The sequence below is a fragment of the Derxia lacustris genome, from assembly GCF_002105195.1.
Lineage (GTDB): Bacteria > Pseudomonadota > Gammaproteobacteria > Burkholderiales > Burkholderiaceae_E > Derxia > Derxia lacustris.
On the sequence record NZ_MUHU01000025.1, the window covers coordinates 68,123 to 81,600 of the forward strand.

General features: G+C 70.5%; 10 protein-coding genes and 1 pseudogene. 7 read left to right on the plus strand and 4 right to left on the minus strand.

The window, feature by feature from the left end; translation table 11 throughout:
- Position 1: 1 nt before the first annotated feature.
- The 4 genes from B9P64_RS16390 to B9P64_RS16400 all read left to right on the plus strand — a co-directional run bounded on the left by B9P64_RS16390 (position 2) and on the right by B9P64_RS16400 (position 6,397).
- Positions 2-1,942: an ATP-binding protein gene (locus B9P64_RS16390; protein ID WP_085317098.1), complete on the plus strand. Its 1,941-nt coding sequence runs from the start codon at positions 2-4 to the stop codon at positions 1,940-1,942.
- A gap of 194 nt (positions 1,943-2,136) precedes the next feature.
- Positions 2,137-2,586 carry a hypothetical protein gene (locus tag B9P64_RS24535; protein ID WP_139826348.1) on the plus strand — a complete coding sequence of 150 codons (450 nt, stop codon included), beginning with the start codon at positions 2,137-2,139 and terminating at the stop codon, positions 2,584-2,586.
- Complete coding sequence (locus tag B9P64_RS16395) at positions 2,583-4,913, plus strand: DUF1549 and DUF1553 domain-containing protein (RefSeq protein WP_085317099.1); 2,331 nt, start codon at positions 2,583-2,585, stop codon at positions 4,911-4,913. Before B9P64_RS24535 ends, B9P64_RS16395 begins: the two co-directional genes overlap by 4 nt.
- 35 nt (positions 4,914-4,948) lie before the next feature.
- The gene (locus B9P64_RS16400; protein ID WP_085317100.1) at positions 4,949-6,397 is read left to right on the plus strand and encodes a DUF1501 domain-containing protein; all 1,449 of its coding nucleotides are present in this window, start codon (positions 4,949-4,951) and stop codon (positions 6,395-6,397) included.
- 88 nt (positions 6,398-6,485) lie between these two features.
- On the opposite strand, the gene minE is transcribed toward B9P64_RS16400, so the two are convergent.
- The 4 genes from minE to B9P64_RS16420 form a co-directional block, all read right to left on the minus strand.
- Positions 6,486-6,755: a cell division topological specificity factor MinE gene (gene minE / locus B9P64_RS16405; protein WP_085317101.1), complete on the minus strand. Its 270-nt coding sequence runs from the start codon at positions 6,753-6,755 to the stop codon at positions 6,486-6,488.
- Between the two features lie 3 nt (positions 6,756-6,758).
- Entirely contained in the window at positions 6,759-7,574 is an 816-nt protein-coding gene (gene minD / locus B9P64_RS16410; protein WP_085317102.1) for a septum site-determining protein MinD, read from the minus strand.
- A gap of 69 nt (positions 7,575-7,643) precedes the next feature.
- The gene (minC, locus tag B9P64_RS16415) at positions 7,644-8,477 is read right to left on the minus strand and encodes a septum site-determining protein MinC (RefSeq protein ID WP_085317103.1); all 834 of its coding nucleotides are present in this window, start codon (positions 8,475-8,477) and stop codon (positions 7,644-7,646) included.
- A 59-nt stretch (positions 8,478-8,536) separates the two neighbouring features.
- Complete coding sequence (locus tag B9P64_RS16420; RefSeq protein WP_085317104.1) at positions 8,537-10,396, minus strand: ATP-binding cassette domain-containing protein; 1,860 nt, start codon at positions 10,394-10,396, stop codon at positions 8,537-8,539.
- A gap of 204 nt (positions 10,397-10,600) precedes the next feature.
- Here B9P64_RS16420 and ltnD point away from each other — a divergent pair.
- The 3 genes and pseudogenes from ltnD to B9P64_RS16435 form a co-directional block, all read left to right on the plus strand.
- A pseudogene (gene ltnD / locus B9P64_RS16425) lies at positions 10,601-11,518 on the plus strand (L-threonate dehydrogenase); the annotation flags it as partial.
- A gap of 8 nt (positions 11,519-11,526) precedes the next feature.
- Entirely contained in the window at positions 11,527-12,807 is a 1,281-nt protein-coding gene (otnK, locus tag B9P64_RS16430) for a 3-oxo-tetronate kinase (RefSeq protein WP_085317399.1), read from the plus strand.
- Entirely contained in the window at positions 12,804-13,466 is a 663-nt protein-coding gene (locus B9P64_RS16435; RefSeq protein ID WP_085317106.1) for a class II aldolase/adducin family protein, read from the plus strand. The genes otnK and B9P64_RS16435 overlap by 4 nt, the downstream gene beginning before the upstream one ends.
- Positions 13,467-13,478: the final 12 nt, after the last annotated feature.

Sequence of the window (13,478 nt, forward strand, 5' to 3'; positions counted from 1 at the left end):
GATGCCGATCCGCGCCCGCCTGACCGACACCTTTGCCGCCCGCCTGGCGCGCATCAACCGGCGCAGCGCGCTGGTCACCTTCGCGCTCGCGGCGGTGCTGCTGGGCGGCTCCGAAATGGTCTTCGTGCGCGCCGACGCGATCGAGTCGGGCCACCGCATCGCCAGCCTGATGGCGCGCAACAGCGCCGCCGCGCTGGCCTTCGACGACGCGCGCGTGGCCGCCGACGTGCTCGATTCGCTGCGCGACGATCCGCTGGTGCTCGGCGCCGTTGCCGTGCGCCCCGACGGCCAGGTGCTGGCGCGCTATGTCCGGCCCGGCAGCACGCCCGATGCCACGCTGCCCAGCGTCGCCGACGGTGCCGGGCAGCGCCTGGGCCTGCTGCTGCTGCGCTTCGACGCGCCGGTGGAAGTGGCCGGCATGCCGGTCGGCCAGGTGGTGCTCGAAGAAGACATCGCGCCGCTCTACCGCCACATGGCGCTGCGCAGCGGCGCGGCGGCGGCGCTGCTGCTGGTCGCACTGACGGTCTCGGCGCGGCTGCTGGCGCGCCAGCAGGCGGCGGTGGCCGAGCCGCTCGCCGCGCTCACCCGGCTCACCGAGCAGGTCCGCGCCACCGGCAGCTATGCGCATCGCAGCGGCATCGACCGTACCGACGAGATCGGCCGGCTCGCCTCGGCCTTCGACGCCATGCTCGGCCAGATCCAGGACCGCGACCGCCAGCTCGCGGCCCAGCGCGACGGCCTGGAGCAGCAGGTGGCCGAGCGCACCGCCGACCTGCTCGCCGCGATGGACGAGGCGCGCGCCGCGGCCCGCGCCAAGAGCGAATTCCTGGCCGTGATGAGCCATGAGATCCGCACCCCGCTCAACGGCGTGATCGGCATGACCGAGCTGCTCGGCACCACCGCGCTCGACGAGCGCCAGCGCCGCTATGTGACGGCGGCGGCGGCCTCGGGCCGGCATCTGCTCGGGCTGCTCAACGACATCCTCGATTTCTCCAAGGTCGAGGCGAACCGGCTGCTGCTGGCGCCCGAGCCGGTCGATCTGCCCGATCTGCTGGCCGAGGTGAGCAGCGCCGTCGCCCACGATGCCGGCCTGCGCGGCCTCGACCTGCGCTGCGAGATCGCGCCCGGCGTGCCGCAGCGCATCGAGGCCGATCCGCTGCGGCTGCGCCAGGTGCTGATGAATCTGGTCGGCAATGCGGTCAAGTTCACGCCCGCCGGCTGGGTCCGGCTCGCGGTCGAGCTGGCTACGCCCGAGGCGCCCGCCGACCCAACCGCGGTGGAGCTGCGCTTCGAGGTCGCCGACAGCGGCATCGGCATCGCGCCGACGGCGGTGCAGCGCATCTTCGACGCCTTCACCCAGGCCGACAGCTCGACCACGCGGCGCTATGGCGGCACCGGCCTGGGCCTGGCCATCACCGTGCGGCTGGTGCGGCTGATGGGCGGCGAGCTGGCGGTGGACAGCCAGCTCGGCGTCGGCTCCAGCTTCCATTTCTCGGCGCCGTTCGCGCTGCCGGCGGCGCCGGCCGGCAGCGCCGGGGCCGACGCCGCCGGCGCCCCCGGCGCGCGCCGGCTCAGCGTGCTGGTGGCCGAGGACAACCCGGTCAACCAGGAAGTGCTGCGCGCCATGCTCGACTGCTGCGGCGTCGAGATCGCGCTGGCCGCCAACGGCCGCGAGGCGGTGCGCGCGCTGCGCGAGCGGCAGTTCGACCTCGTCTTCATGGACTGCCTGATGCCGGTGCTGGACGGCTACGAAGCCACGCGGCAGATCCGCGCGCTGGAGGCCGGCTGCGAGCGCGCGCCGGCCGTCATCGTGGCGGTGACCGCCAACGACTCCGACGAGGACCGGCGCCGCTGCCTGGCCGCCGGCATGGACGACTTCATCGCCAAGCCGGTCTCGTTCGACCGGCTGCGCGAGGTGCTGGCGCGCCAGCAGCCGGCCTGAGCCGGGCGGATTCGGCGCGGCGCCGGCGGGCGTGCAGCGGCGCTGCCGGGCCGGTGGCATGGCGACGGCGCCGGCACTGGCAGTGCCGCGCGATTGCCGCCGCGCCCATTCCCGCGCGCAATTCGCGCCGACCAATCCCCGCCGCAATTCGCGCCGCAAATCGATTCGCGGCCATTTGAATCTAGCCGCTGGCAATGATTGCCGACTATCGCCGGCAATTCGCCGTGCATTTCGGCGCCGGCACTGGCGATCGCCGTCAATTCATTACGCCGGCGTCAGTTTTGGCTGGCGATCGCCGCCAATTGCAATTGGCCAATTCACCCAGCCGATCCGATGGCAAGCCACCGCCGGCCGGCTGCAACCCGCCGCCGTCCCTGGTGCAGCGCCCCGCGGCGTGCCGTGCTGCGATTCCATCAGCCGGCATGTCGACCATGCTGATTTTCTCGGCCAGCGATAGCCGGCAGCCGATTCAATTCGATTGCTTTAGCCAGCGGATTCGCCGCCATGCACGCCGCAATTGCTGCAATTCGACACTTTTTGAATTGGCAGACAAATTGCAGTTACACGATCGCTTCCATGCATTGCCGGCACCGGCGGGTGACGGCTATTTCCTGGCATTCATCGATCGGAGCAAGGCGGAATGAGAAAAAGACGATATCTGGCGCTGGCGCTGAGCCTGGCCAGCGCGCTGGCCGTGGCGGCCGGCAGCAACGACGGCAAGCCCGACGCGGCGCCCGAAAAAACCGAAGCGCGCCCCAAGCTGTGGTCCTGGCAGCCGGTGCAGCCGCAGGCCACGCCGGCGGTGCAGAACAAGGCCTGGGTGCGCGACCCGCTCGACAGCTTCGTGCTGGCGCGCATCGAGGCCGCCGGCCTCAAGCCCGCAGCCGAGGCCGACCGCGCCACCTTCATCCGCCGCGCCACGCTCGATGCCTGGGGCCTGATCCCCACGCCGGAAGAGATCGCGGCCTTCGTCGGCGACAAGTCGCCCAATGCCTACGAGAAGCTGGTCGACCGGCTGCTCGCCTCGCCGCGCTATGGCGAACGGCAGGCGCGGCGCTGGCTCGATCTGGCGCGCTATGCCGACAGCAGCGGCTTCGACAATGACGAGACCCGGCCCAATCTCTGGCGCTACCGCGATTACGTGATCGCCTCGTTCAACGCCGACAAGCCCTTCACCCGCTTCATCCAGGAGCAGCTGGCCGGCGACGAGCTGTGGCCCGACCGCGAGGAGGCGCTGGTGGCTACCGGCTTCCTGCGCGGCTTTCCGGACAATCCCAACGGCCGCGCGCTGGTGCAGAAGAAGTACCAGCACACGACCGACATGACCGACACCGTCGGCAAGGTCTTCCTGGCGCAGACGGTGGAATGCGCGCGCTGCCACAACCACAAGTTCGACCGCATCTCGCAGAAGGACTATTTCGCGCTGCAAGCCTTCTTCGCCAACACCAGCGCCACCGACGAGATCAAGGCCGCCACCGGCCCGCGCGAACGCGAATACCAGGCCGCGCTGGCCCGGTACCAGGAGGCGATCAAGCCGATCGACGCGGCCAAGAAGGCGCTGATCGACCCGGTGCGCGAGGCCGCCAACCGCTACTACCTCGAACGCTATGACGAGGCTTCGCTGGTCTCGCTGCGCAAGGCGAAGAACGAGTGGAATGCGCACGACCGCTGGGTCAACCATGCCTACGGCACGTACATCGACGACGACCGGCTGTCCAACTACCTGCAGGACACCTCGGTCGACCCGAGCGCGCCCGACTACAACCCCGACAACGCGGCGCGCTGGGAGCAGTACCGCAAGCTGCGCGACCAGGGCCGCAAGATCGCCGAGAAGCTCAAGCCGCAGGGCTCGGACCGCATCTCGGCCATGACCGAGCTGGGCGCGAGCGATGCGCCGGCCACGCATGTGCTGTTCGGCGGCATCCTCGAACGGCCGCTCGAAGAAGTGCAGCCGGCCTTCCCCGAGGCGCTGACCAGCGAGAAGCCGAACATCGTGCCGACCGCCACCTCGTCGGGCCGACGCACGGCGCTGGCCAACTGGATCGCCAGCGAGCGCAATCCGCTGACCGCGCGGGTGTTCGTCAACCGGGTCTGGGAGCAGTACTTCGGCCACGGCATCGTCGAGACGGTGAGCGACTTTGGCCGCGCCGGCAGCAAGCCGAGCCATCCCGAGCTGCTCGACCGACTGGCCGGCGACTTTGCCGCGCGCGGCTGGAGCGTGAAGCAGCTGCATCGCCGCATCCTGCTGTCGGCCGTGTACCGGCAGTCGTCGGTCGAGCGGCCCGAGGTGGCCAAGGTCGATCCCGACAACCGGCTGCTCGCGGTCTTCCCGCGCAAGCGGCTTGAGGCCGAGGAAATCCGCGATTCGCTGCTGGTGGCCTCGGGCAAGCTGGTCGACAAGCAGGGCGGCCCGGGCGTGTTCCCGCCGCTGCCGGCCGGGCTGGTGACGGGCAATTCCAATACCGACGGCCAGCCGCTGTGGAAGGTGTCGACCAAGACCGAGGACCACAACCGCCGCAGCATCTATGTGTTCACGCGGCGCAGCGTGCCCTATCCGCTGCTCGAATCCTTCGACATGGCCAGCCCGCAGGAAGTGCACAGCAAGCGCGACGTGACGACCACGCCGCTCCAGGCGCTGACGCTGTTTCACAGCGAGGTGGTGTTCGGCTGGTCGCAGGCGCTGGCCGGCCGGGTGCTGACCGAGGCCGGCCCGAGCGAGTCGGCGCGGCTCGACCGGCTCTATCAAATCCTGTTCGGTCGCACGCCCTACAAGGCCGAGCGCGAGGCGCTGCATGCCTTCCTCGAAAAGCAGGAACAGGTGGTGCGCGACAAGGCCGCCGAGGGTCGCTTCGGGCTCAACGTGCCCACCGGCCTCAAGGACGCCAGGTCGATCGACCCGGTCAAGGGTTCGGCCTTCGTCGATCTGGTCCACACCGTCGTGAACTCGAACGAGTTCGCCTACCGCTTCTGATCCCCGCCGCAGTTCCCGAGTCCAAGGAGTTCTCCATGAACCATTCATCGCGTCGCGATTTCTTCCTCAAGGCCGGCTACGGCGTGGGCGGACTGGCGCTGTCGGGCCTGCTGCCCGGCGGCGGCAGTCTGGTGGCCCCGGTGCTGGCCGCCGATCTGGTGGCCGATCCGCTGGCGCCCAAGGCGCCGCACCATCCGGCCAAGGTCAAGTCGGTGATCTGGCTGCATCAGAACGGCGCGCCCAGCACGCTCGACCTGTACGACTACAAGCCCGAGCTGATCCGGCTCGCCGGCCAGGAAATCCCCGAGTCCTTCCTCAAGGGGCTCAACGTCGCCATCCGCGGCGGCACCGGCAAGCTCTACGCGTCCAACCGCAGCTGGAAGCAGTACGGCCAGAGCGGCGCCTGGTTCTCAGACCTGCTGCCCAATCTGGCCCAGCGCGCCGACGACATCGCCTTCATCAAGGGCAGCGTCACGGTCGGCGCCACCCACGACATCTCGATCCTCAAGCTCAACACCGGCAACCTCACGCCAGGCCGGCCCACGCTCGGCGCCTGGATTGCCTACGCGCTCGGCTCGGCCAATCCCGATCTGCCGCCCTATGTCGTGCTCTACAACGACAAGAAGGAGCCGCGCGGCGGCTCGGTCAACTGGTCGGCCGGCTTCCTGCCGGCGGTGTATCAGGGCACGGCGTTCCGGCCCGGCGATTCGCCCATCCTGCATCTCGACCGGCCGCAGTTCGTGTCGGCCGACGAGCAGAACGGCGCGCTCGCGCTGCTCACGCGGCTCAACCGCGACGGCGCGGCGCGCTACCCGAGCGACACCGAACTCGCGGCACGCACCCGCTCCTATGAGCAGGCGGCGCGCATGGAGGTGGCCGCGCCCGAGGCGGTCGACATCGGCAAGGAGAGCGAGGCGACGCGCACGCTCTACGGCCTGGACGACGACGTGAGCCGCGGCTACGGCACCAATCTGCTGCGCGCGCGCCGGCTGGTGGAACGCGGCGTGCGCTTCATCCAGGTGGTGTCGGGCGATCTGGACATCGCCGGCGAGAACCGCAGCTGGGATGCGCACAACCGGCTCGACGAGAACCACGGCAAGCATGCCCGCGCGGTCGACCGGCCGATCGCCGGCCTGCTCGCCGACCTGAAGCAGCGCGGCCTGCTCGACAGCACGCTGGTGGTCTGGACCTCGGAATTCGGCCGCACCTCGTATGGCCAGAGCGGCAACGGCCGCGACCACAATCCCTGGGGCTATACGCAATGGCTGGCCGGCGGCGGCGTGGCGGCCGGCACCACCTACGGCCAGACCGATGAGGTCGGCCTGCGCTCGGTCGGCGAGAACGTGGTCGATACCTACGACCTGCATGCGACCGTGCTGCATCTGCTCGGCCTCAACCACCTCAAGACCACCTTCCTGCTCAACGGCCGGTCGGAGCGTCCGACCGTGGTCTATGGCCGCGTGGTGAAGGAACTGATCACCTGAGCCCGGGCCGGCGCCGCCGGCCGCGCGCAAGACAAACGGCCCGCCTTCCTCACGGAGGGCGGGCCGTTGCGCTTGTGCAAGACCGGGATCAGAGCGGCAGGCTGCCGGGCGGCGGCATCTCGATCTTCACTTCGAGGATCTCGTAGTTGTCCTGGCGCTCCAGGTTCACCTTGATGTCGTTCTGGTCGATCTTCACGTACTTGCTGATGACCGCCAGCAGCTCGGCCTGGAGCTGGGGCAGGTAGTCGGGCGCGGCGCCGCGCCCCGAACGCTCATGCGCGAGGATGATTTGCAGCCGCTCCTTGGCGACGCTGGCCGAGCTTTTCTTCTCGCCGAACAGCACTTTGAGCCAGGACATGGCTTACCTCCCGCCAAACAGCCGCTTGAGCAGCCCGGGCTTTTCATAGTCGACGAAGCGCAGCGGCACTTCTTCGCCGAGGTAGCGCGACACCACGTCCTTGTAGGCCTCGGCCACGTCGGCGCCCTTGAGATGGATCGCCGGAATGCCCTGGTTGGACGCATGCAGCACCGATTCCGACTCGGGCACCACGCCGATCAGCTTGATGCGCAGGATGTCCTCCACATCGCCGATCGACAGCATCTCGCCCTCGGTCACGCGCTTGGGGTTGTAGCGGGTGAGCAGCAGGAATTCCTTCACCGGCTCGGCGCTTTCGACCGCGCGCTTGGACTTGCTGGACAGGATGCCGAGGATGCGGTCCGAGTCGCGCACCGAGCTGACTTCGGGATTGGTGACGATCAGCGCGTCGTCGGCAAAGTAGGCCGCCATCAGCGCGCCCGATTCGATGCCGGCCGGCGAGTCGCAGACGATGTACTCGAAGTCCATCGCCTTCAGCTCGTCGATCACGCGGCCGACGCCTTCCTGCGTGAGTGCGTCCTTGTCGCGCGTCTGCGAGGCCGGCAGCACCCAGAGGTTGTCGCAATGCTTGTCGCGGATCAGCGCCTGGTTGAGCGTGGCCTCGCCATGGATCACGTTGATGAGGTCGTACACCACGCGCCGCTCGCAACCCATGATGAGGTCGAGATTGCGCAGGCCGACGTCGAAGTCGATGACGGCCGTCTTGTGGCCGCGCAGTGCAAGGCCCGACGAGAAACTGGCGCTGGTCGTGGTCTTGCCCACGCCGCCCTTGCCTGATGTGACTACCACGATGCGTGTCATCGGCTGCTTTCCTGTTTTGTGTCGACGATCCGGGCCATCTCCCTCGGCCCGCTGCGGATGTCGGTGGTTTTACTGGGCCCGAAGCGGTTCGACGATGAGTTTGTCGCCGTCGAGCCGCACCTGGGCCAGCTGGCCGCGCACTTCGGGCGGCAGCGGCGTGTCGGTGGTGCGGTAGACGCCGGCGATGCCGATCAGCTCGGGGTCGAGATGGGTGCAGAACACGCGCGCCGAGGTATCGCCGCGCGCGCCCGCCATGGCCTTGCCGCGCAGCGGTCCGTAGATGTGGACATTGCCGTCGGCGATCACCTCGGCGCCGTTGCTGACCAGGCCGATGACCACCGCGTCGCCGCCGCGCGCATACACGCGCTGGCCCGAGCGCAGCGGCCGGTCGACGATGAGCGTGGTGGGTACTGGCTCAGCTGCGGCGGCCGGCTCGGCGGGCGGCGCGTCCGGACCGACGGGCGGGGCGGCTGCGGCGCTGTCGGCGGCAGGGGTGGCGACGCCGGCCTCGGGCGCGCCGGCGGGCGCGGAAGCCGGCGGCACCGCGCCAGCGGCGGCCGGTGCTGCGGCCGGCTCGGCGCTGCGCGGCACCGGCGCGCGCAGCGGCAGCGGCGCGATGCCGGCTTCGGCGGCGGCGAGCAGGTTCTCGCCGATGGCCACGGTGCCGATCGGCTGCATGCGGTATTCGCGCAGCAGTTCGATCAGCGCCGGCCAGTCGAGCCGCTCGTCGAGCGACATGACATCGACGACCACCGGATCGTTGTCGAAGAAGGAACCGGCGGCGGCGAGCCGGCGTGCGAGGGCGTCGCGCAGTTCGGTCAGGTCGGCGGTGGCGATGACCACGCGGACCGCGTCGAAACTCGCGCTCTTGATGCTGAAGGGGGCTGTGTCGGACTTGCTCATGACGCTCGGGGCGGATGCGCGCGCGGGTCGGCTCGCATCGGGCGGCAGTGTAAAGGCATTCAACCGGTGCGCCGGGCCAGCACGTCGGCCGGCGCGCCACGGTCGACCAGCCGGCCGCGCTCCAGCACCAGCACTTCGTCGAAGCGGTCGAGCAGATGCAGCCGATGGATCGACGAGATCACGCAGGCATCGCCGAAGCGCTCGAACAGGTTGGCGTAGACGCGCGCCTCGGTCGCCGGATCGAGCGCGGCGGTCGGCTCGTCGAGCAGCACCAGACTGCTGTCGCCGGCGGCCGCCACGCCGCGCGCCAGCCCGATGCGCTGGCGCTGGCCGCCCGACCAGTTGGCGCCGCGCTCGGCCACCGGCGCGTCCAGCCCGGCGCCGGGACTGGCCGCCTCGGCCAGCAGGAAGACGTCGGCGCAGGCCGCCGCCAGCGCTGCCGGCAGGTCGGCGCGCGCGACCGGGCCGGCATGGGTGGCGGCCAGCTCCAGGTTCTCGCCGAGCGTGCCTTCGAACACTTCGGCGTCCTGCGGGATGAGCGTGGCGATCGAGCGCAGCCCGGCGGCCAGCGCGCGCGGCTCGTCGGTCAGGCGGCGGCAGTCGACATGCAGCGCGCCATGCGCCGGCCGGTTCAGCCCGGCCAGCAGCCACAGCAGCGTGCTCTTGCCGGCGCCGCTGCCGCCGATGAGCGCATAGCGCCGGCCGCGCTCCAGCACCAGCCGCTCGATGTCGAGCCCGCCGTCGCCATGCGGATGGCGAAACCGCAGTTCGCGCAGCTCGATGCGCTGCCAGCCCGGCGCCGGCAGCGCGCCGGCCGGCACGGCGGCGAAGCCGGCATCGGCGCGCGCGTCGGCGCCGGTCGCCGGCGCCTCGGCCGCCAGCAGTTCGAGCGCGCGCGCCGCCACTTCTTCCTCCTGCACCGCGCTGCGGATCGGATCGGCGCTGGCGTAGTCGGCGCCGTTGCGCGCAAAGCCCTGGTAATGCGCGGCAATGGACGTGATGACGCCGGCGGCCTGGTTGGCATAGGCAAACACCATCACCACCGAGCCCAGCGCCAGCGCCGGCGTGCCGGCGTCATGCGCCGCCGGCAGCACCTGGGCCGTCGCCATGCCGCGCGCCGCCAGCCAGGCGTACAGCGCCACCAGTCCGCAGGCCAGCGTCTGGCTGAGCAGATCGACGCTGCACCACTTGCCCTCGTTGACCACGATGGACTTGCGCAGCGGCTCGTAGATGGCCAGCAGCCGGCGCTCCAGCAGCGCCGCCACGCCCTGCATCTGGCGCAGCGCCAGCACGCTGGCCAGATTGCCCAGGCTGTCGTTGAGCGCCGACTGATAGCGCCGCTCGGCGCCGTTCTCCTCGCGCGCCAGTTCCATCATCCGGCGGTCGAACAGCACGATCACCGCCCAGATCAGCCCGAAGCCGGCCAGCGCCACCATGCCCACGCTGCGCTCGATGAGCCACAGCGCCACCACCGGCCCGATCACCTGCGCCGCGTTCTGCAACAGGATGAACTGGCTCTGCGCGAAGTTGTAGAGCGCCTCGGTGCTCTGGCGCAGCCGATGCGCCGTCTCGCCCGAGTGATGCTGCACATGCCAGCCGAGCGGCAGCCGGAACAGCGCGCCGACCAGCTCGGCCGCGAGCCGCCGGCGCACCGCCAGCGCCACATTGCGCTCGACGATGCGGCCCGGCCCGTGCAGGCACCAGCCGAGCGCGGTCGCGCCGAGCACCGCCAGCAGCCACAGCGCCGCGTCGTCGAGCCCCGGCAGGCCGCGCGCCTGAAGCGTGTTGATGGCCTGACCCGACAGCCAGGGCACGGACAGCTTGGCGCCCTGCGACAGCAGCAGCAGGGCGAAGGCCAGCAGCACGCGGCCGCGCAGGCCGACGGCCAGCCGCCACAGATCGAAGTAGAGACGTCGCATGCCGGCAGTTGACGCTGGCGCGCGCGCCAGCGTCAACGCGCAGCAGGTACACCGGCGCCACCAGCCGGCTGACGGAGGCTGGCGCGGGACCACCGGACATCCGTGTAATCCCGCGCAGAAAAACACCCGGTCAACTCATATTATGAGCTGACGATAAGATCAAAAGCCTGAAAACAGGCCTCTTCAACCTCATTCGCAAAGGGAAATGCCATGTCGTCTTCTTCTGCCGCCGGCATCACGGTCGGCCTCATCGGTCTCGGCGCCATGGGTGCCGGCATGGCCGCCTCGCTGCGCCGCGCCGGTTTTGCGCTGCGCGTGTTCGACGTGCGGCCCGAGGTGGTGCGCGGCTTCGTCGCCGAGGGCGGCACCGCCTGCACCTCGCCGGCCGAGGTGGCCAGCGGCGCCGACGTGGTCGTGAGCGTGGTGGTCAATGCCGCCCAGACCGAGTCCGTGCTGTTCGGCGAGCACGGCGCCGCCGCCGCGATGGCGCCCGGCAGCGTGTTCGTCATGTGCTCGACGGTCGATCCGGGCTGGTCGGCCGCGCTCGAAGGGCGGCTTGCCGCGCACGGCGTGCTCTACATCGACGGCCCGATCTCGGGCGGCGCCGCGCGCGCCGCCAAGGGCGAAATCACGATGATGACTTCGGGCAGCGCGGCGGCCTACGACCGCGCCGGCAGCGCGCTCGATGCGATGGCGGCCAAGGTCTACAAGCTCGGCGACAAGGCCGGCGCCGGCAGCAAGGTGAAGATCGTCAACCAGCTGCTCGCCGGCGTGCACATCGCGGTCGCCGCCGAGGCGATGGCGCTGGGCATCCGCGAGGGCGTCGATCCGGATGCGCTGTACGAGGTCATCACCCACAGCGCCGGCAACAGCTGGATGTTCGAGAACCGCATGGCGCATGTGCTGGCCGGCGACTACACGCCGCTGTCGGCGGTGGACATCTTCGTGAAGGACCTGGGTCTTGCGCTCGATACCGCGCGCGCCAGCAAGTTCCCGCTGCCGCTCGCCTCGACCGCGCACCAGATGTTCATGCAGGCGTCCACCGCCGGCTTTGCGCGCGAGGACGACAGCGCGGTCATCAAGATTTTCCCGGGCATCGACCTGCCCGCGAAGAAGCAGTGAGCCGCGCCATGACCCGCCCGCTGCTGCTCGGCTGCATTGCCGACGATTTCACCGGCGCCACCGATCTGGCCAACAACCTGGTGCGCGCCGGCATGCGCGTGGTCCAGACCATCGGCGTGCCCGCCGCGCCCTTCGACGGCGGCGCCGACGCGGTGGTGGTGGCGCTCAAGTCGCGCACCATCCCGGCCGAAGCAGCCGTGGCGCAATCGCTGGCCGCGCTGCAATGGCTGCAAGCCGCCGGCGCCGAGCAGATCTACTTCAAGTACTGCTCCACCTTCGACTCGACGCCGGCCGGCAACATCGGCCCGGTGACCGAGGCGCTGATGGATGCGCTGGGCTGCGACTTCACCATCGCGACGCCGGCCTTCCCCGACAACGGCCGCACCGTGTTCAAGGGCCATCTGTTCGTCGGCGACGCGCTGCTCAGCGACAGCGGCATGCGCCATCACCCGCTCACGCCGATGACCGACGCGAACCTGCTGCGCGTGATGCAGGCGCAGTGCAAGCGCCGCGTCGGCCTGCTCGACTTCGCCACCGTGGCGCGCGGGCCGGCGGCGATCCGCGCGCGCATCGCGGCGCTCAAGGCCGAGGGCGTCGGCATCGCCATCGTCGATGCGGTGACCAATGCCGATCTGATGCAGCTGGGCCTGGCGCTCGACGGCATGGCGCTGGTCACGGCGGGCTCGGGCGTCGCCATCGGCCTGCCGCAGAACTGGGGCATCGCGCCCGCCGCCGAAGCCGCTGCGCTGCCGCCGGCGCAAGGGCTTGCAGCCATCGTGTCGGGCAGCTGTTCCACGGCCACCAACGGGCAGGTCACGCACTTCATCAGGCACGGTGGCGCGGCATTCACGCTCGATCCGCTGCGGCTCGCCGCCGGGCAGGACGTGGTGGCCGAGGCGCTGGCCTGGGCCGAGGCGCGGCTGGGGCAGGCGCCGGTGCTCATCTACTCCACCGCCGCGCCGGATGCCGTGGGCGCGACCCAGGCCGCGCTCGGCACGGCGCAGGCCGGCGAGCTGGTCGAGCAGGCGCTGGCGGCGATCGCGCGCGGGCTGGTCGCGCGTGGCGTCGGCAAGCTGGTGGTGGCCGGCGGCGAAACCTCGGGCGCGGTGGTGCAGGCGCTCGGCATCGACAGCTTGCGCATCGGCGGCCAGATCGACCCCGGCGTGCCCTGGTGCGCCGCCACGCTGCCGGGTGGCGGCAGGCTCCACATCACGCTCAAGTCGGGCAACTTCGGCACGCCGGATTTCTTTGCCAAGTCGCTCGCGCTGCTCGACGCGGTGGCCGCGTGAGCACGCCCGACCACGCCGCCGCGCGCGCCGAAATCTGCCGCGTGGGCCGCAGCCTGTTCGAGCGCGGCTATGTCCACGCCACGGCCGGCAACATCAGCGTCAAGTTGCCGGACGGCGGCCATCTCATCACGCCGACCGACGCCTGCCTCGGCTTCCTCGACCCGGCGCGGCTCGCGCATGTGAACGCCGCCGGCGAGCAGCTTTCGGGCGACCGCGCCAGCAAGACGCTGACGCTGCACCGCAGCCTCTATGCCGCGCGGCCCGACATCGGCTGCGTGCTGCACACGCATTCCACGCACCTCGTCGCGCTCACGCTTGCCGGCGTCTGGCGCGACGACGAAGTGCTGCCGCCGATCACGCCTTATTTCGTGATGAAGGTCGGCCGCGTTCCGCTGATTGCCTACCGCCGCCCCGGCGATCCCGAGGTGGCGCAACTGGTCGCCGACGCCATCGCGCGCGCCGGCGTGGCGCCGCCACGAGCGGTGCTGCTCGACCGGCTCGGCCCGCTGGTCTGGGCCGAGACCCCCGCCGCAGCGATGGCGACGCTCGAAGAACTCGAAGAAACCGCCCGTCTGTGGCTCATGACCGCGCCGCGCCCAGCGCCGCTGCCCGAGGAACGCATCCAGGAACTGCTTTCAACTTTCGGCCTGCGTCGCTAGCGCGCCCGGCCA

Excerpts from the sequence above, each read along its gene's own strand:
- B9P64_RS16390 (WP_085317098.1), top strand. The coding sequence starts at position 2 with ATGCCGATCCGCGCCCGCCTGACCGACACCTTTGCCGCCCGCCTGGCG.
- B9P64_RS24535 (WP_139826348.1), top strand. The coding sequence starts at position 2,137 with ATGATTGCCGACTATCGCCGGCAATTCGCCGTGCATTTCGGCGCCGGC.
- B9P64_RS16395 (WP_085317099.1), top strand. The coding sequence starts at position 2,583 with ATGAGAAAAAGACGATATCTGGCGCTGGCGCTGAGCCTGGCCAGCGCG.
- B9P64_RS16400 (WP_085317100.1), top strand. The coding sequence starts at position 4,949 with ATGAACCATTCATCGCGTCGCGATTTCTTCCTCAAGGCCGGCTACGGC.
- minE (WP_085317101.1), bottom strand. The coding sequence starts at position 6,755 with ATGTCCTGGCTCAAAGTGCTGTTCGGCGAGAAGAAAAGCTCGGCCAGC.
- minD (WP_085317102.1), bottom strand. The coding sequence starts at position 7,574 with ATGACACGCATCGTGGTAGTCACATCAGGCAAGGGCGGCGTGGGCAAG.
- minC (WP_085317103.1), bottom strand. The coding sequence starts at position 8,477 with ATGAGCAAGTCCGACACAGCCCCCTTCAGCATCAAGAGCGCGAGTTTC.
- B9P64_RS16420 (WP_085317104.1), bottom strand. The coding sequence starts at position 10,396 with ATGCGACGTCTCTACTTCGATCTGTGGCGGCTGGCCGTCGGCCTGCGC.
- otnK (WP_085317399.1), top strand. The coding sequence starts at position 11,527 with ATGACCCGCCCGCTGCTGCTCGGCTGCATTGCCGACGATTTCACCGGC.